The following is a 17,596-nucleotide window of genomic DNA, read 5'->3' as shown; positions in this document are numbered from 1 at the left end:
TGTTAACGGAACAATTATACGGTGAAGCGCAGCTGTTAATGAACCATTAAATGCGTTACAACGCATTTGGCCCCAGCGAGTAAACGGGATAACCATGTTCGCGCCATTCCGTCAGGAGCTGCTGCTGGGAAGCGGAGGGGACTTCGCCACACCAGACCAGCAGCGTCTGCCCCTCAAACAGTTCCGGCCTGAGCTGTGCCAGGGAGTGTGCAAGCACGTCAACGCGCCAGCCCTGCTGGGTGGCAATCCAGGCTTCGAGCCACAGCCGGGTGGTATCGTGGACGTTCCAGCCGATCACCAGCGCATCTTTGCTGTTTTTATTCCGCGCTGAGGCAAGACAGACGGAAATATAGTTAATCAGCACGCCATCAAGCATGCTGAGCAGTGCCTGTAAGGTGGTTTGCTGACACTGAAGCCGACGCCGTAGGGGAATAAAAAGATGGGTGATCAGGGTTTGCGCGGGGTAGTCTCGACCCTGTTCTTTGATCCAGCCGCGCAGACGCTGCAAATTGCCGGTCTGCAACAGCCTCAGCAGCGTTTCCTGCTGCTCGCGCCAGAGATGCTGCGTATCTGGATCGTCCTGGCTCAGAAGCGATTTCACCTTGCCTACCTGTACGCCATTGTCGATCCAGCTTTTGATCTCGCGGATCCGGTCAATATCCGCATCGTTAAACAGGCGGTGCCCGCCGTCCGTTCTTTGCGGCTTAAGCAATCCATACCGTCGCTGCCACGCCCGTAGCGTAACGGGATTGATATCACACAGGAGTGCCACTTCACCTATCGTGTAAAGCGCCATTTTCGCCCCCAGGCTTGCGCGTCCCCAGCTTAACTGTAGACCCACTTTGCGGAACCAGGAAGATTTGATTCTTTTTTGTACAAATTATACGAAAGACAGGTTATCTCCGGCAAAAGGTGTGATGACGGACACGATTTATCGCTTTTTTGGCACGTTTCAAAGAAAGTTAACCGCCATCAGTGTATGTTACGCGTTTTTAGAATGTGCGGTTTGTGAGTATGTACGAGTTTAATCTGGTGCTGCTGTTGCTTCAGCAGATGTGCGTGTTTCTTGTCATCGCCTGGTTGATGAGCAAAACGCGCCTGTTCATTCCGCTGATGCAGGTCACCGTCCGTCTGCCGCACAAATTCCTCTGCTACGTCGTATTTTCCATATTCTGCATTATGGGGACCTGGTTTGGTCTCCATATTGAAGATTCCATCGCCAATACGCGCGCCATTGGCGCGGTAATGGGCGGGCTGCTCGGAGGCCCGGTCGTGGGCGGTCTGGTGGGGTTAACCGGCGGCCTGCACCGCTATTCGATGGGCGGTATGACGGCACTAAGCTGCATGATCTCCACCATTGTCGAAGGGCTGCTCGGTGGTCTCGTCCACAGCTATATGATTAAGCGCGGACGGCCGGATAAAGTGTTCAGTCCCCTTACCGCCGGGGCGATCACCTTCGTGGCGGAAATGGCGCAGATGGCGATCATCCTGCTGATCGCGCGCCCGTTTGACGATGCGTTACATCTGGTCAGCAGCATTGCCGCACCGATGATGGTCACCAATACCGTTGGTGCGGCGCTGTTTATGCGCATTCTGCTCGACAAACGCGCCATGTTCGAAAAATACACCTCGGCATTTTCTGCCACCGCATTAAAAGTTGCGGCGTCGACGGAAGGGATCCTGCGGCAGGGATTCAACGAGGAGAACAGCATGAAGGTGGCGCAGGTGCTGTATAAAGAGCTGGATATCGGGGCCGTGGCGATTACCGATCGCGAAAAGTTGCTGGCGTTTACCGGTACCGGGGACGACCACCATCTTCCAGGTAAGCCGATCTCCTCGGCCTACACTTTGCGCGCTATTGAAACGGGTGAAGTGGTGTATGCCGACGGGAATGAAGTGCCGTACCGCTGTTCCCTGCATCCGCAGTGCAAACTTGGCTCTACGCTGGTCATTCCCCTGCGGGGCGAAAACCAGCGCGTCATGGGCACCATTAAGCTTTACGAAGCCAAAAATCGCCTGTTCAGCTCCATCAACCGCACGCTGGGGGAGGGGATCGCCCAGCTGCTTTCGGCGCAAATCCTGGCGGGGCAGTATGAACGGCAAAAAGCGCTGCTGACGCAGTCAGAAATTAAGCTCCTGCACGCTCAGGTGAATCCGCATTTCCTGTTTAACGCGCTCAACACGCTGAAGGCGGTGATCCGCCGCGACAGCGATCAGGCCGCGCAGCTGGTGCAATTTCTGTCGACATTTTTCCGCAAAAACCTGAAGCGTCCCTCGGAGATCGTCACCCTCGCGGACGAGATTGAGCATGTAAACGCCTATCTGCAAATTGAAAAAGCGCGCTTCCAGTCACGATTACAGGTGTCGTTATCCGTCCCGGATGAGCTGGCGTATCAGCATCTTCCGGCCTTTACCCTGCAACCGATTGTGGAGAACGCCATTAAGCATGGGACGTCGCAGCTGCTGGGAACCGGAGAAATCATGATTTCCGCTTCCCGTTTTAACCACCATCTGGTGCTGGATATTGAAGATAACGCGGGGCTGTATGAAGCCTCCGCGTCAGGCGGTCTGGGCATGAGCCTGGTGGATAAGCGCCTGCGCGCACATTTTGGTGATGACTGCGGTATCACCGTCGCCTGTGAGCCAGACCGCTATACCCGAATTACCTTACGATTGCCGCTGGAGGAGAACGCATGTTAAGAGTGCTGATTGTTGATGATGAGCCGTTAGCACGGGAAAACCTGCGTGTCCTGTTGCAGGAGCAGAGTGATATTGAGGTCGTGGGGGAATGCGCCAATGCCATTGAAGGCATCGGTGCTGTGCATAAACTGCGCCCGGACGTGCTGTTCCTCGATATTCAGATGCCGCGCATCAGCGGTCTGGAGATGGTCGGCATGCTCGACCCGGAGCACCGTCCCTATATCGTCTTTCTGACGGCCTTTGATGAGTACGCGGTAAAGGCGTTTGAAGAGCACGCGTTTGATTATCTGCTGAAACCGATTGAAGAGAAACGCCTTGAAAAGACCCTGACCCGTCTGCGCCAGGAGCGTACCGCGCAGGACGTGACGCTGCTGCCGGAGCATCAGCAGCCCCTGAAGTTTATCCCCTGTACCGGGCACAGCCGGATTTACCTCCTGCAAATGGACGACGTTGCCTTTGTCAGCAGTCGTCTGAGCGGGGTATACGTCACCAGCGCTGAAGGCAACGAAGGCTTTACCGAGCTTACGTTACGCACGCTGGAGAGCCGCACGCCGCTGATTCGCTGTCATCGACAGTATCTGGTGAACATGGCGCACCTGAAGGAGATCCGCCTGGAAGATAACGGCCAGGCCGAACTGGTGCTACGTGCAGGGCAAACCGTGCCCGTCAGTCGTCGCTATCTGAAAAGTTTGAAAGAGGCGATAGGGCTGTAAAACTGGTACACTGCGCGCCATTGCATCATCGACATTCGAAGGCTCTATGCTAAGTAACGATATTCTTCGTAGCCTGCGCTACACCCTGAAAGCGAACAATAATGACATGGTGCGCATTCTTGCGCTCTCCGACATGGAATCCACGTCCGCCGGGTTCGACACCTGGATGACTAAAGAAGATGAAGAGGGTTTTGTTCGCTGCCCGGACATCATTCTGTCGGGCTTCCTGAACGGCCTGATCTACGACAAGCGCGGCAAAGATGAATCTGCGCCTGAGCTGGCGCTGGAGCGTCGGGTGAACAATAACACGGTGCTGAAAAAGCTGCGTATTGCGTTCTCCCTGAAAACTGACGACATTCTGGCGATCATGACCGAGCAGAAATTTCGCGTGTCGATGCCGGAAATCACCGCCATGATGCGCGCGCCGGATCATAAAAATTACCGCGAGTGTGGGGATCAGTTTCTGCGTTATTTCCTGCGTGGGTTGACGCAGCGGGTGCATAACCAGAAGGGGTGATTTTTAGCCGGGTGGCGGCTTCGCCTGACCCGGCCTACAAAACTCGTAGGTCCGTGCAAGCGTAGCGCCGCCGGGCAAAAAAAAGCCGGATTCTCATCCGGCTTTTTTATTACTTCACCTGCTGACCCGGCTTCGCGCCTTCGTCAGGGCTTAACAGGAAGATGTCTTTTCCGCCCGGGCCTGCGGCCATCACCATCCCTTCAGAGATGCCGAAGCGCATTTTACGCGGCGCCAGGTTTGCCACCATCACGGTCTGACGACCGATCAGCACCTGCGGATCAGGGTACGCGGAACGAATGCCGGAGAAGACGTTACGTTTCTCGCCGCCCAGATCCAGCGTCAGACGCAGCAGTTTGTCAGAACCTTCCACGAACTCCGCGTTTTCGATCAGCGCCACGCGCAGGTCGACTTTGGCGAAATCATCAAAGGTGATGGTCTCCTGAATCGGATCGTCCGCCAGCGGGCCGGTCACCGGCGCGGCAGCCGCTTTCACCTCTTCTTTTGATGCTTCCACCAGCGCGTCAACCTGTTTCATCTCGATGCGGTTATACAGCGCCTTGAAGGTGTTCACCTTGTGGCCGAGCAGCGGCTGCTGGATGGCATCCCAGGTCAGTTCGGTGTTCAGGAATGCTTCCGCGCGGGCTGCCAGCTGCGGCAGAACCGGCTTCAGCCAGGTCATCAGCACGCGGAACATGTTCAGACCCATGGTGCAGATCGCCTGCAAGTCGGCGTCGCGGCCTTCCTGTTTCGCCACCACCCATGGTGCCTGCTCGTCGACATATCGGTTGGCCACGTCTGCCAGCGCCATGATTTCGCGAATGGCTTTACCAAATTCACGACTTTCCCAGGCTTCGCCAACCGCAGCGGCGGCGTCGGTGAAGGTTTTATACAGCTCAGGATCGGCCAGTTCGGCAGAGAGCACGCCGTCAAAGCGTTTAGCGATAAAACCTGCGTTACGGGACGCCAGGTTCACCACCTTGTTGACGATGTCCGCGTTCACGCGTTGCACGAAATCTTCCAGATTCAGGTCGATATCGTCGATGCGGGAAGAGAGCTTCGCGGTGTAGTAGTAGCGCAGGCTATCCGCATCGAAGTGGTTCAGCCAGGTGCTGGCCTTAATAAACGTCCCGCGAGATTTGGACATCTTCGCACCGTTGACCGTTACGTAGCCGTGTACGAACAGGTTAGTCGGCTTGCGGAAATTGCTGCCTTCAAGCATCGCTGGCCAGAACAGGCTGTGGAAGTAAACGATGTCTTTGCCGATGAAGTGGTACAGCTCGGCGGTGGAATCTTTCTTCCAGTACTCGTCGAAGCTTAGGGTATCGCCGCGCTTGTCACACAGGTTCTTGAAGGAGCCCATGTAGCCGATTGGCGCATCCAGCCAGACGTAGAAATATTTGCCCGGCGCGTTCGGGATTTCGAAGCCGAAGTATGGCGCATCGCGGGAGATATCCCACTGCTGCAGACCGGATTCAAACCACTCCTGCATCTTGTTCGCCACCTGCTCCTGCAGCGCGCCGCTGCGGGTCCACGCCTGCAGCATTTCGCTGAACGACGGCAGGTCGAAGAAGAAGTGCTCGGAGTCACGCATCACCGGCGTGGCGCCGGAAACCACGGATTTCGGCTCGATAAGCTCGGTCGGGCTGTAGGTCGCGCCACACACTTCGCAGTTATCGCCGTACTGGTCCGGGGATTTACATTTCGGACAGGTGCCTTTGACGAAACGGTCCGGCAGGAACATGCCTTTTTCCGGATCGTACAGCTGAGAGATGGTGCGGTTTTTAATGAAACCGTTCTCTTTCAGACGGGTGTAGATCAGCTCTGACAGCTCGCGGTTCTCGTCGCTGTGCGTGGAGTGATAGTTGTCATAGCTGATGTCAAAGCCAGCAAAATCGGTCTGATGCTCCTGACTCATTTCGGCGATCATCTGTTCCGGGGAAATTCCCAGCTGCTGCGCTTTCAGCATGATTGGGGTGCCGTGGGCATCGTCCGCACAGATGAAATTAACCTCGTGGCCGCGCATTCGCTGGTAACGGACCCAGACATCAGCCTGGATATGCTCCAGCATGTGGCCGAGGTGGATTGAGCCGTTGGCGTACGGCAGGGCGCACGTTACCAGAATTTTTTTCGCGACTTGAGTCATAGTAGGCATTACTTCTTTTAACTGTGAAAAGGGTTTTCGATATTACCAAAAGGGGCATTATTAAGTAAGCACAAACCACGGCCTTTCAGGTAAACTTGTTCATCTAAGGTCTTATTCACAAGAACAAAGGAGTCGGGATGAGTTCTCAATCCCAGGCCAAATCACCGGAAGCCTTACGAGCAATGGTCGCCGGGACGCTGGCTAATTTTCAGCATCCAACCCTGAAGCACAATCTCACGACGCTGAAAGCGCTTCATCATGTCGCATGGCTGGACGATACGCTGCACATTGAGCTGCAGATGCCGTTCGTCTGGACCAGCGCCTTTGATGCCCTGAAAGAGCAAACCAGCTCTGAGCTGCTGCGCATTACTGGCGCAAAAGCAATTGACTGGAAGCTAAGCCACAGCATCGCCACGCTCAAGCGCGTGAAAAATCAGCCGGGCGTTAACGGCGTGAAGAACATCATCGCCGTCAGTTCTGGCAAGGGTGGGGTGGGTAAATCGTCGACCGCCGTGAACCTGGCGCTTGCGCTGGCGGCAGAAGGGGCGAAAGTCGGCATTCTGGATGCGGATATTTATGGCCCGTCCATTCCGAACATGCTGGGTGCTGAAAACCAGCGTCCAACTTCGCCGGACGGTACCCACATGGCGCCGATCGTGGCGCACGGTCTGGCGACCAACTCCATTGGTTACCTGGTCACGGACGATAACGCAATGGTCTGGCGCGGCCCGATGGCCAGCAAAGCGTTGCTGCAAATGTTGCAGGAGACAATGTGGCCTGACCTCGATTATCTGGTGCTGGACATGCCGCCGGGCACCGGTGATATCCAGCTGACGCTGGCGCAGAACATTCCGGTCACCGGCGCCGTCGTGGTCACCACGCCGCAGGATATCGCGCTGATCGACGCCAAAAAAGGCATCGTGATGTTCGAGAAGGTGGAGGTGCCGGTACTCGGCATCGTCGAGAACATGAGCATGCACATTTGCAGCAACTGTGGACACCATGAGCCGATCTTCGGTACCGGCGGTGCGGAGAAGCTGGCGGCGCAATATCACACCCAGCTGCTGGGGCAACTGCCGCTGCATATCACACTGCGTGAAGATCTGGATAGCGGTAAGCCGACGGTGGTCAGCCGTCCTGATAGCGAATTCACGGAAATCTATCGTCAGCTGGCGGGGCGCGTTGCGGCGCAACTGTACTGGCAGGGGGACGTGATCCCGAGTGAGATCGCCTTCCGCGCGGTATAACGCCTCTGCGCGTCAGTGCCGGGTGGCGGCTTCGCCTTACCCGGCCTACCTCGATTTTGTAGGTCAGGTAAGCGTAGCGCCACCTGACTTTACCCAAGCCGATAGTGCATCAAATAATACTCTCCTTCCGGAGAATCCCCCGTCGCCTCAATGTGCCAGCCGTGGCGCTGGTAAAACGCAACCGCCCGCTCATTCTTCACCAGACACTTCAGCGCGCCTGTACTGGTAAACGTCCTCTGTACTTGTTCCAGTAACAAACGGCCAACTCCCAGACGCTGATACAGCGGGTCGACAAACAGATTGTGCAAAAAGTTATCATTTTCCCAGACGGAGGCAAACCCTACCCGGTGACCGTCGTGAATCGCAACCCAGATCTGCTCGTCACGCGTTGCGGCGTCAAAATCCTCAAGCTGCCATTCAGAATTGTCCAGCCATGGCCAGGCCACGCGTCGTGCATGCAGGTACAGCGTGCGCAGAAATGGCCGGTCGTCCTCCTGCCAGGGCCGGATCATCGTATCAGCGGTGATAGAAAATATCTCCGTTATAGGCTTTGTAGATTTTGCCATCAGCATCACCAATCAGAACGTAATTTTCACCCATGTAGGTCCAGTGCGTACCGGCATCGGGCGCGGGAAGGTTACGTAGCTGGTACTGTTTGATGGTGTACTCTGGCGTCTGATACTGCGCGGGCGCGGTATCGCCAATCTTAAATTTGGTGAAGTCGGCGATGAACTCCTGCTCTTCATAAGCCTTAATGCCGGAAGGCGCGGCGGCCGTTTGCGGGGCTGCGAATGCGGAGCCCGCCAGAGACAGTAATACACCCAGAAGCACCAATTTACGCTTAGCCATTTTTTCTCCAGTGAAATCGTTATGGATACGCTTGTCTGCGGGGGACAGTGCGGCAGACAGCCTATTTTAAGTATCAAAACAGGGTGTGTTTGAAAAAAAATGTAACAAAAGTGAACGGTTTTGTGTAGTGCCAGCGGTTGTGAGTATTTTTGATATGAATGCGTGCTGACGGGAATAATTCATTGTAACTATCGTTTTGCTGAATTAATTCTGAAAATACATTGTTGCCGTAATTTTATAAACTGTAGATCGTGCTTTTTTTTGCCACAGGCTTTAAGATTTTCAGGAAGATTATATTTTAATTAATTGCCCGTCACAGATCGGGCAATTCGTGTCTTCACTTTTAGATTACGTTTTAGTATTCCCTTGAAAAGAAACTTATTTCAAGCGTGGGTTAGCGCAGGGCTGCGCCCCGTCGGGCGTTCGCTACGAGCAGGGATGATAAGTATATATAAATGAAAAACACAACAGCATTATCTGTAATATTCTTAGCAATAAGTCAGTTGGCGGGGTGCGTAATTTCTCCTGGCCAAACGTTAAGTTCCGCAGGCAAAAAAATAATTGCGCCGGCTGATCTCAATAATAGTTTAGATAAACAAATCGAAATTTATCCACTTACGCCCGGATTAATTGAGAAACTACGTCCCGCAGCAGCTAAATCTCAGGCAAATCCTAATCTTGATGAGCAGGTCAAAAACTGGGAATACCGTATTGGAATCGGTGACATCCTGACGGTCACCGTCTGGGATCACCCGGAGCTGACTACGCCCGCGGGACAGTATCGCAGCGCAAGCGATACGGGAAACTGGGTCAATGCCGATGGCACGCTCTTTTATCCTTACGTGGGTAAACTGCACGTGGCGGGAAAAACGGTTTCCAGAGTGCGCGAGGAGATCACCGCGCGGCTGGATAACGTCATTGAAAGCCCCCAGGTCGACGTCAGCGTTGCCGCTTTCCGTTCGCAAAAAGCCTACGTTACGGGAGAAGTGGCGAAATCTGGCCAGCAGGCCATCACCAACATTCCGCTGACGGTTATGGATGCCGTTAATGCCGCAGGTGGGCTTACTGCTGATGCGGACTGGCGGAACGTGGTGCTGACTCACAACGGCCAGGATTCCCGAATTTCCCTGTATGCCCTGATGCAGCATGGCGATTTAACCCAGAATAAGCTGCTCAACCCTGGCGACATCTTGTTTATTCCCCGCAACGATGCGCTGAAAGTATTCGTGATGGGCGAAGTTGTTAAACAGAGCACGCTGAAGATGGATCGCAGCGGCATGACGTTGGCTGAAGCGCTCGGCAATGCCGGTGGCCTGGACCAGAATATGGCTGATGCGACGGGTATTTTTGTTATCCGCTCGGTACGCGAGTCCGGGAAAATTGCGAATATCTATCAACTGAATGCAAAAGACGCTTCGGCCATGGTGCTGGGCACCGAGTTTCAGCTTGAGCCTTACGACATTGTCTATGTCACCACTGCTCCACTCTCCCGCTGGAATCGCGTAATAACACAGCTTGTTCCGACAATCAGCGGGGTGCATGACCTCACCGAAACGGTTCGTTATATCAGATCGTGGCCGCAATAATGTTCGAATCAATACTCGTGGTATGTACCGGAAATGTCTGCCGTTCTCCGATTGGAGAACGGCTTTTGCGCCAGCACTTGCCCGACAGACACATCACCTCGGCGGGAATACTCGGCCTTGAGGGGTATCCGGCGGATGAGTGCGCCCAGGACGTGGCCTGGCGGCATGGGATCTCCCTCGACGGTCATGTGGCGCGCAGGCTGACACGCAGGCTGATGCAGGGATCCGATCTCATCCTGGTTATGGAGCCGGAACATCTTCGCTTCATTGCAGCCATGGCACCGGAAAACAGGGGGAAGTCGCTGCTTTTTGGGCAGTGGCTGGAGCCGCAGGATATCCCAGACCCCTATCGTAAAAGCCGTGAAGCGTTTGAATATGTGTTCGGGCTATTGGGTAAAGCCAGCCAGGAATGGGCACGTCGTTTAGGACAGAAAGGAATAAAGCATTAATGTCGTCTTACACAACAGACAGTTATGGTGCAGGGGCACCCGAACAAAATGAAATCGATCTCGTTCGTTTGCTCGGCGAAATGATCGACCACCGCACGATGATATTGTGCGTGACTTTCCTTTTCACTTTATGCGCGGGCCTCTATGCCTGGGTTACGCCACCTGTTTATCAGGCGGATGCTATGGTGCAAATAGAAAGCAAACAGGATAACGGCCTGCTCAAAGGCTTGAGCCAGCTGGGCACCGATATTTCGCCGGATGTTGCCCCTGAAATTTTACTGTTGAAATCTCGCATGATCCTTGGCGAGACCGTCGACAAATTAGATCTGACGTATCAGGCAAAGCAGCGCGTTTTGCCTGTGGTGGGGCGTCTCTGGCAGCGTCTGCAAGGGCGTGGGCAGGGCAACATAACGTTAGGCGAACTCCAGATCCCGCAGGTGGAGGGCAAAGCGCAAGAACTCACGCTGACCGTACAGGAAGCGGGAAGGTATCACCTGACGGGCGAAAACATTGAGGCAGACGGCCGGGTTGGTAAAACGCTGGTTACGCAAGGGATCGTGCTGCGGGTGACCTCGATTGAGGCGACGCCAGGCACACAGTTTTCGCTTAAGTCGTTGACGCGCCTGGAGACGATCAACACGCTGAAGAAGCGTCTGACGGTCGTGGAATCGGAGAAACAGAGCGGTATTGTGACCTTAACCCTGACGGGTGAAGATCCTGACAAAATCGCCCGGGTGCTGAATGCGATTGCTGAAAATTATCTTCAGCAAAATATCGCGCGCCAGGAGGCTCAGGATTCGCGTAGTCTGGATTTTTTACAGGAGCAGTTACCGAAAATCAGAGCGGACCTGGATCAGGCTGAAGCGCGGCTGAATGCCTACCGGGCGCAGCGCGACTCTGTGGATCTGTCTTTAGAGGCAAAATCCGTCCTGGATCAGGTTGTGAACGTTGAGAATCAGCTAAATGAGCTGACGTTCCGGGAGGCAGAAATTTCCCAGCTCTTTAAAAAGAGTCACCCTACCTACCGTGCATTGCATGAAAAAAGACAAACCCTTGTGCGGGAACGGGATCGTCTTAATAACCGTGTGTCCTCGATGCCCTCCACGCAGCAGGAGATTTTACGCCTGAGCCGCGATGTTGAGTCGGGCCGCACGATTTATTTACAGCTTTTGACGCGTCAGCAGGAGCTGAATATTTCCCGCTCCAGCGCTGTCGGGAACGTGAGGATCATTGATGAGGCGGTTACACTCCCGGATCCGATAAAACCGCGAAAAGCGCTAATCATTGCGCTTGGCGCGCTGTTCGGGCTCATCCTTTCAATGGGGACCGTACTGGTACGTCAAGCGTTCAAACGTGGGATCACGCTTTCCGAACAGCTGGAAGCGCAGGGGATGCCGGTTCTGGCGACGTTACCACGTTCACAGTGGCTGTGGAGTAAAACGCATTTGCGCAGAAAAAATCCGTTTTCTCGTCGCTGGACACACAAAACCTCGGATGTGCCTTTCCTGCCAGTCGATCGCCCTGCTGATATGTTTGTTGAAGCGGTACGCGGGCTGCGAACCAGTCTGCATTTCACCATGATGGAGGCTGAGAATCGCATTGTGATGATTTCTGGCCCCACGCAGGACTGCGGAAAAACACTGGTGGCGACGAACCTGGCGGCCATTGCCGGGCAGAGCGGTCAGCGGGCGCTGTTTATTGATGCGGATATGCGCCAGGGTTATGTGCATAATATTTTTGGCCTGGAGAACCGCCACGGATTATCCTGCCTGCTGGAAGGGAAGCGCGACTTTGGGGAGGTCATTCAGCATGCTGAAAAAGGGGGAATTGACGTCATCACCTGCGGCCCGGAACCCCTGCGTCCGTTAGAAATGCTGTTAAGCGAACGGTTCATTGACATCATGTCCTGGGTTAACGAGCAATATGACATTGTCATCATCGATACACCCCCAGTTCTTGCCGTCAATGATGCCGCGCTGGTTGCCAGAGCAGCCGGAACAACGCTAATGGTTGCCCGTTACGATAAAACCAGCGTGAAAGAGATGGAGAATACCGTTAAACGTCTACAGCACGTTGGCGTGAAGGTCAGCGGCACAATCCTCAACGATATTGTTAAATCCGCAGCGCTGTTTTACAGCTCGGGGTACAGCCAGTATGACTACGGTTATGCTTCGAGGAAAAAAGGATAGGGGCGTCAGGACGGGATAATAAACCCTCTCCCGGATGGGAGAGGGAAAAGCATTACTTCGCCATCACTTCCTGCGCGGTACGCTCAACCAGAGACAGCAGGACTTTAACGTCCTCCAGCGTCACGGTTGGGTTCAGCAGGGTCAGCTTCAGGCAGGTGACGCCGTTATGCTCGGTCACCCCGACGTTTGCGCGGCCGGATTCCAGCAGCGCATCGCCAATTTTCTGGTTCAGCAGGGCGATACCGGCGTCATCCATCTGAGTCTGCGGACGGAAGCGGAACAGCACGCTTGCCAGCTGGGGTTGCATAACCAGTTCCAGAGCAGACTGCTCTTTTACGTAAGCCGCAACCTGCTGTGCCAGCGTCACGCCGTGATCGATAATTGCCGCATATTGCTCCTGACCCAGCGCTTCCAGGCTCATCCACAGTTTCAGCGCGTCGAAACGACGGGTGGTTTGCAGAGATTTGGAAACCAGGTTAGGCACGCCCGCTTCTTCATCGAACTCAGAGTTCAGGTAAGCCGCCTGATAGCGCATCAGCTCATAATGACGCGCTTCTTTCAGCAGAAACGCACCGCAGCTGATGGTCTGGAAGAACTGCTTGTGGAAGTCCAGCGTTACGGAGTCCACAAGTTCAATTCCGTCCAGATAGTGACGATACTGCTCAGACATCAGCAGCGCGCCGCCCCAGGCCGCATCAACGTGTACCCAGATATTCTGTTTCGCAGCCAGCTCAGCAATAGCACGCAGCGGATCGATAGCACCCGCATCCGTCGTGCCGGCCGTGGCCACAATCGCCAGGATCTGTTCGCCGTTCGCGTTGCACTGTTCGATTTTCGCCGCCAGATCGGTGAGATCCATGCGGGAGAATTCATCAGTTTTCACCTGCACCACGGACTGGTAGCCCAGGCCCATCAGCGCCATGTTTTTCTGCACGGAGAAGTGGGCGTTTTCAGAGCACAGCACGCGAATTTTGCGCAGATCGCCCACCAGACCGTCCTGCTGTACCGAGTGGCCCTGACGCGCGAAGAACGCATCACGCGCCAGCATCAGGCCCATCAGGTTACTCTGGGTGCCGCCGCTGGTGAAGACGCCTGCGTCGCCAGCCTGATAACCCACGCGGGTACGCAGCCATTCGATCAGCTTGATCTCAATAATGGTTGCGGACGGGCTTTGATCCCAGGAGTCCATACTCTGGTTGGTGGCGTTAATCAGCACTTCCGCCGCCTGGCTAACCACCAGGCTTGGACAGTGCAGGTGCGCCACGCACTGCGGGTGATGAACGGACAAACTGTCTTTCAGGAAGAACTCCACGGCGCGTTCAATCGCCGCTTCGTTGCCCAGCCCTTTCGGGTTGAAATCCAGCTTAATACGGTCGCGCAGCTCCGCGACCGTTTTGCCCTGGTACATCTCAGGTTGTTTCAGCCACTGCATCACAGCCTGAGTGCTTTGTTCAATCGCCTGCTGGTAAGCTTCAATGCTCTGGGCAGAGGAGAACAAAATTGGGTTTGAATCAGACATCGTAATCAACAACTCCGGTTACGCCGGGCGAACGCCCGCAGCAAGCAGTGCCTGCTCGAATTTATCCAGGAAGACTTTCAGCTCGTCATCGCTGATCAGCAGTGACGGCAGCAGACGCAGAACGATACCGTTACGGCCGCCACGCTCCAGAATCAGGCCTGCTTCGAAGCACTTCTTCTGGATCAGTGCAGACAGCTCGCCATCGCCCGGGAAGCAACCCATGTGGTCGGCGGCTTCATGTGGCTTAACGATTTCAATACCGATCATCATGCCCAGACCGCGAACGTGGCCGATAACCGGATAGCGTTTCGCCATCTCTTTCAGCTGGCCTTTCAGCCATTCGCCCTGTGCGGCCACTTTGCCCGCGATATTCTGGTCTTTCAGGATCTTCAGCGTCGTCAGACCGGTTGCCATCGCCAGCTGGTTGCCGCGGAAGGTACCGGTGTGGTGACCAGGCGCCCACGCATCGAACTGCTTCTTGATACCGAGCACAGCCAGTGGCAGACCGCCGCCAACTGCTTTGGACATCACGATGATGTCAGGCTCAATGCCTGCGTGTTCGAAGGCAAAGAATTTACCGGTACGGGCAAAGCCAGCCTGAACTTCGTCGAGGATCAGCAGAATGCCGTGTTCCTGAGTCACTTTACGGATGCGCTGCAACCACTCAGCCGGAGCCGGGTTCACGCCGCCTTCGCCCTGAACAGCTTCCAGGATCACCGCGGCAGGTTTACGCACGCCGCTTTCAACGTCGTTGATCAGGTTATCGAAGTAGTAGGTCAGCGCCTTCACGCCCGCTTCACCACCGATACCCAGTGGGCAGCGGTACTCGTGTGGGTAAGGCATGAACTGGACTTCTGGCATCATACCGTCAACCGCTTCTTTCGGAGACAGGTTACCGGTGACGGACAGTGCACCGTGGGTCATACCGTGGTAACCACCAGAGAAACTGATGATACCGCTGCGACCGGTTACTTTTTTCGCCAGCTTCAGCGCCGCTTCAACGGCGTCAGCCCCGGACGGGCCAGTGAATTGCAGGCAGTACTCTTTGCCCTGACCAGGCAACAGAGAGAGGAGGTATTCTGAAAACGCGTCTTTCAACGGCGTAGTCAGATCCAGTGTATGTAACGGCAAGCCGCTGGTAATGACATTTTGGATGCTTTTCAGCACATCAGGATGATTGTGGCCAAGCGCGAGGGTGCCTGCGCCTGCTAAACAGTCAAGGTATTCTTTATTATCTGCATCGGTGATCCACACGCCTTCTGCTTTCGTGATCGCTAAAGGCAGTTTGCGCGGATAACTCCTGACGTTAGATTCAAACTCGGCCTGACGGGCCAGATAGGTTTCGTTGCTTTTGTGGGCATCTACGGTGTCAATACGGACTTTATCCGTCATCATATCACTCCTACAACCGCCGCTTCGTTATGAGCAACGATTGAATAAAAAGTTAAAAAACAGATGGGGCCTGAAAAAAACGCCGCCAATATAGAGCCTTTTGTCACTGGGCTCAATGGTTAATTTGTTTACTGTTTTGTGACACAGGGCACAGGGGAGGGGATAACCTCATTTTCCGGCAAAAAAATGCAGTTTATTCCCAATAAAAACAGTGATTTATATATGGATTGTCAGCATTGTAAAATCAGATGAAAGAGTGTGGCAAATTGTGCGCCTGGCAGGCTAAAAGGAGGCGGAGAGCCTCCTTAGACTGTTTATTTTTGGGTAACGCGTAAAACGCCGTGTTCACGTCCCTTTGTTTTATTCCATGACGCGTCCGTAATACCGTTTTCATCCAGGCTTATCGATATCACAAAACCGTTACCATGGATCTCATAGAAATTCGCATTCAGACGTTTAACGCTGGCTTTTTTGCCGTTCACGGTAGCGCTAAAAAAGCCGTTAGAAAGGGTAGCGTTAACCGTATCCGACGAGAACGAGGCTTCGCGAAGGGGATCGTGTACGGATGCCGTTGGTTCGTGTTGTGCCGCGTTTTCCGCTTTGGTTTTGCTGATATCGCAAGATCCATCGCCAGCGCTAATTTGCGTGCATCCCGAGCGCTCTAACTGAGCACGATAGTGTGCGCTAATGGCGTGTGCAGGCGAAATACACCCAGCAAGTACGGCAGCGCTTAACACTAGCATCATTGATTTTTTCATTTTATCACCTTAAAAACGACACAAATAATAAGAAACGTACATAATGCCGATCCAGACCCCGACCGAAATAAGCAATAGATACAGGGTAGCTGAAATAAAAATGTGTTTGAGCATGTTATTGGCCATCATCATACTTTCCATCAGCGAAGTACTGTCGCCCTGAAAAGCTTCCTCTATTATGAATGTAGTCGAGTTACGTGTTTTTCTTAAAAGCCAATCCCGATGCCTGCGCCCATAGCAAGATCATTATTTGTAGAATCGCTTACGCCAGCTTTAACGATGGTGTTGCTACCAACGTGGAAGGATGCACCCACACTAACAGCTTGCTCGTCTTTAAAGCTACCTACACCAGCAGAGAACATGACAGCCTGATCTTTCTCTACTTGAGGCATAGAGGCGATAGCTACAGCGCTAGCAGCACCTGAACGGGCTTCTTTCTTATTGCTATCAACTTCATCTTTCAGGCTCTTGAATTGAGAGTTAGTGTTAACTTGCGCTTGTGCGAACACTTGTTGAGCAGCTTTCAGATCTTTAGCTTGTGCTGTAGTTTGGGTATTGAGTGACTTAACCAGATTGATAGTTTTAGTATCAACTTCTTTCTTAGTGATGGTAGTTGTGATTCCGTTAGAGCCAGCTTTACCTGCATCCCCTTTATCACCTTTAGCGCCAGTGTCGCCCTTATCACCTTTGATGGAATCTCCTTTATCTCCTTTCTCACCCTTAACACCTGGAGCACCATCTTTCCCAGCTATTCCTTGTGCGCCTGTATCACCTTTTAAACCTTGCGCACCTGTAGCACCATCTTTACCATCGATCCCGTTTTTACCATCAACACCATCTTTACCATCTACGCCGTTAGTCGGCTTAGGAGCGTTTTCTAATGCTGTAAGGCGGGTAGAGTTATTACCAGCCATGATAAGAGCAGTGTTAGCGTTTGTATCGGCTTGATTAGCTGTATCTTGCGCAATCTGTGCTTTATCAGCAAGAAGCTGTTTAGCCCCTTGTAAGTCACTGTTGACGTTATCAATAGCAGAAGTATTAGCTGTTGCAGTAGTTAATGCACTATTTGCTGTTTGTGCATTACGCAGGATTTCAACGTGATCACTAGCCTGATTACCTTCAACAGTGGTAAGGCGTTTACCTTGCTCAATTACAACAGTATCAGAAGCCGTAATATGGGAAGCGTTTTTATCAGCTAATGTTTTAGCCTGATCCGCCGTATCTTGTGCAGTAGAAGCAGCAGAGGAAGCAGCATTAATAGCTGTATCTTGTTGACTATTTACCTGATTGATTGCAGGGATTTTGTTAAAATACACATCAGCAATATCATTCGATAGACCATCAACTTGACCGTGCAAATTACTATGTGCTGTTTCCAGATCCTGACCACTGGAAAGAACTACATCACTAGCGGGTGTAGCAGCTTTAGCAACACTAGATAACAGGATGCCAAAAACAGTAATAACCATTACTGATTTGTTAATACATTTCATTTGAAAGGCTCGCATTAATTTAATTAAGTGGTAACGGTGCT

General features: G+C 53.4%; 15 protein-coding genes. 7 read left to right on the top strand and 8 right to left on the bottom strand.

What is annotated here, in order from left to right; all coding sequences use genetic code 11:
* Nucleotides 1–55 precede the first annotated feature (55 nt).
* Entirely contained in the window at nt 56–796 is a 741-nt protein-coding gene (gene mlrA / locus BFV65_RS13770) for an HTH-type transcriptional regulator MlrA (RefSeq protein WP_022648677.1), read from the bottom strand.
* A 218-nt stretch (nt 797–1,014) separates the two neighbouring features.
* On the opposite strand from mlrA, the gene BFV65_RS13765 reads away from it, so the two are divergent.
* Genes BFV65_RS13765 through BFV65_RS13755 form a run of 3 tightly spaced genes read left to right on the top strand, consistent with a single transcriptional unit; the run spans nt 1,015 to nt 3,930 of the window.
* A complete protein-coding gene (locus tag BFV65_RS13765) occupies nt 1,015–2,700 on the top strand; it encodes a sensor histidine kinase (protein ID WP_003859271.1) in 1,686 nt (561 codons plus the stop codon).
* Nucleotides 2,694–3,413: a two-component system response regulator BtsR gene (gene btsR, locus BFV65_RS13760; protein WP_022648676.1), complete on the top strand. Its 720-nt coding sequence runs from the start codon at nt 2,694–2,696 to the stop codon at nt 3,411–3,413. Before BFV65_RS13765 ends, btsR begins: the two co-directional genes overlap by 7 nt.
* Before the next feature lie 46 nt (nt 3,414–3,459).
* Entirely contained in the window at nt 3,460–3,930 is a 471-nt protein-coding gene (locus BFV65_RS13755; RefSeq protein ID WP_015572337.1) for a YehS family protein, read from the top strand.
* 109 nt (nt 3,931–4,039) lie between these two features.
* On the opposite strand, the gene metG is transcribed toward BFV65_RS13755, so the two are convergent.
* Nucleotides 4,040–6,073 carry a methionine--tRNA ligase gene (gene metG, locus BFV65_RS13750; RefSeq protein ID WP_023300575.1) on the bottom strand — a complete coding sequence of 678 codons (2,034 nt, stop codon included), beginning with the start codon at nt 6,071–6,073 and terminating at the stop codon, nt 4,040–4,042.
* A 137-nt stretch (nt 6,074–6,210) separates the two neighbouring features.
* Between metG and apbC the strand changes: the two genes are divergently transcribed.
* Entirely contained in the window at nt 6,211–7,320 is a 1,110-nt protein-coding gene (apbC, locus tag BFV65_RS13745; protein WP_023300574.1) for an iron-sulfur cluster carrier protein ApbC, read from the top strand.
* A gap of 89 nt (nt 7,321–7,409) precedes the next feature.
* Here the strand turns inward: apbC and BFV65_RS13740 are convergent, their stop codons facing one another.
* Both BFV65_RS13740 and BFV65_RS13735 read right to left on the bottom strand, forming a co-directional pair.
* On the bottom strand, nt 7,410–7,886 hold the full coding sequence (locus tag BFV65_RS13740) for a GNAT family N-acetyltransferase (protein WP_045620917.1): 477 nt from the start codon (nt 7,884–7,886) through the stop codon (nt 7,410–7,412).
* Nucleotides 7,837–8,169 (bottom strand): RcnB family protein, encoded by a 333-nt coding sequence (locus BFV65_RS13735; protein WP_022648672.1) that lies wholly within the window; start codon nt 8,167–8,169, stop codon nt 7,837–7,839. Before BFV65_RS13735 ends, BFV65_RS13740 begins: the two co-directional genes overlap by 50 nt.
* 455 nt (nt 8,170–8,624) lie before the next feature.
* Here BFV65_RS13735 and BFV65_RS13730 point away from each other — a divergent pair, with 455 nt between their 5' ends.
* From BFV65_RS13730 to BFV65_RS13720, 3 genes are read left to right on the top strand one after another with little or no spacing between them, the layout of a single operon-like run.
* Nucleotides 8,625–9,755 carry a polysaccharide export protein gene (locus tag BFV65_RS13730; protein ID WP_022648671.1) on the top strand — a complete coding sequence of 377 codons (1,131 nt, stop codon included), beginning with the start codon at nt 8,625–8,627 and terminating at the stop codon, nt 9,753–9,755.
* The gene (locus BFV65_RS13725; RefSeq protein ID WP_022648670.1) at nt 9,755–10,204 is read left to right on the top strand and encodes an arsenate reductase/protein-tyrosine-phosphatase family protein; all 450 of its coding nucleotides are present in this window, start codon (nt 9,755–9,757) and stop codon (nt 10,202–10,204) included. The genes BFV65_RS13730 and BFV65_RS13725 overlap by 1 nt, the downstream gene beginning before the upstream one ends.
* Nucleotides 10,204–12,393 (top strand): polysaccharide biosynthesis tyrosine autokinase, encoded by a 2,190-nt coding sequence (locus BFV65_RS13720; RefSeq protein WP_069596768.1) that lies wholly within the window; start codon nt 10,204–10,206, stop codon nt 12,391–12,393. The genes BFV65_RS13725 and BFV65_RS13720 overlap by 1 nt, the downstream gene beginning before the upstream one ends.
* Nucleotides 12,394–12,445: 52 nt before the next feature.
* Here BFV65_RS13720 and BFV65_RS13715 read toward each other — a convergent pair whose 3' ends face one another.
* The 4 genes from BFV65_RS13715 to BFV65_RS23425 form a co-directional block, all read right to left on the bottom strand.
* Nucleotides 12,446–13,912 (bottom strand): pyridoxal phosphate-dependent decarboxylase family protein, encoded by a 1,467-nt coding sequence (locus tag BFV65_RS13715; protein WP_038416407.1) that lies wholly within the window; start codon nt 13,910–13,912, stop codon nt 12,446–12,448.
* Nucleotides 13,913–13,930: 18 nt separating this feature from the next.
* A complete protein-coding gene (locus BFV65_RS13710) occupies nt 13,931–15,307 on the bottom strand; it encodes a diaminobutyrate--2-oxoglutarate transaminase (RefSeq protein WP_032623920.1) in 1,377 nt (458 codons plus the stop codon).
* Nucleotides 15,308–15,618: 311 nt separating this feature from the next.
* Nucleotides 15,619–16,062, bottom strand: a complete 444-nt coding sequence (locus tag BFV65_RS13705; RefSeq protein WP_022648666.1) for a hypothetical protein — start codon at nt 16,060–16,062, stop codon at nt 15,619–15,621.
* Between the two features lie 206 nt (nt 16,063–16,268).
* A complete protein-coding gene (locus BFV65_RS23425; protein WP_113788106.1) occupies nt 16,269–17,531 on the bottom strand; it encodes a YadA C-terminal domain-containing protein in 1,263 nt (420 codons plus the stop codon).
* Between the last annotated feature and the right edge of the window lie 65 nt (nt 17,532–17,596).

It is taken from the genome of Enterobacter hormaechei subsp. hoffmannii (assembly GCF_001729745.1).
Taxonomy (GTDB): domain Bacteria; phylum Pseudomonadota; class Gammaproteobacteria; order Enterobacterales; family Enterobacteriaceae; genus Enterobacter; species Enterobacter intestinihominis.
Note: the sequence above shows the minus strand (reverse complement) of the source record. Positions and strands in the feature narration are given on the sequence as shown.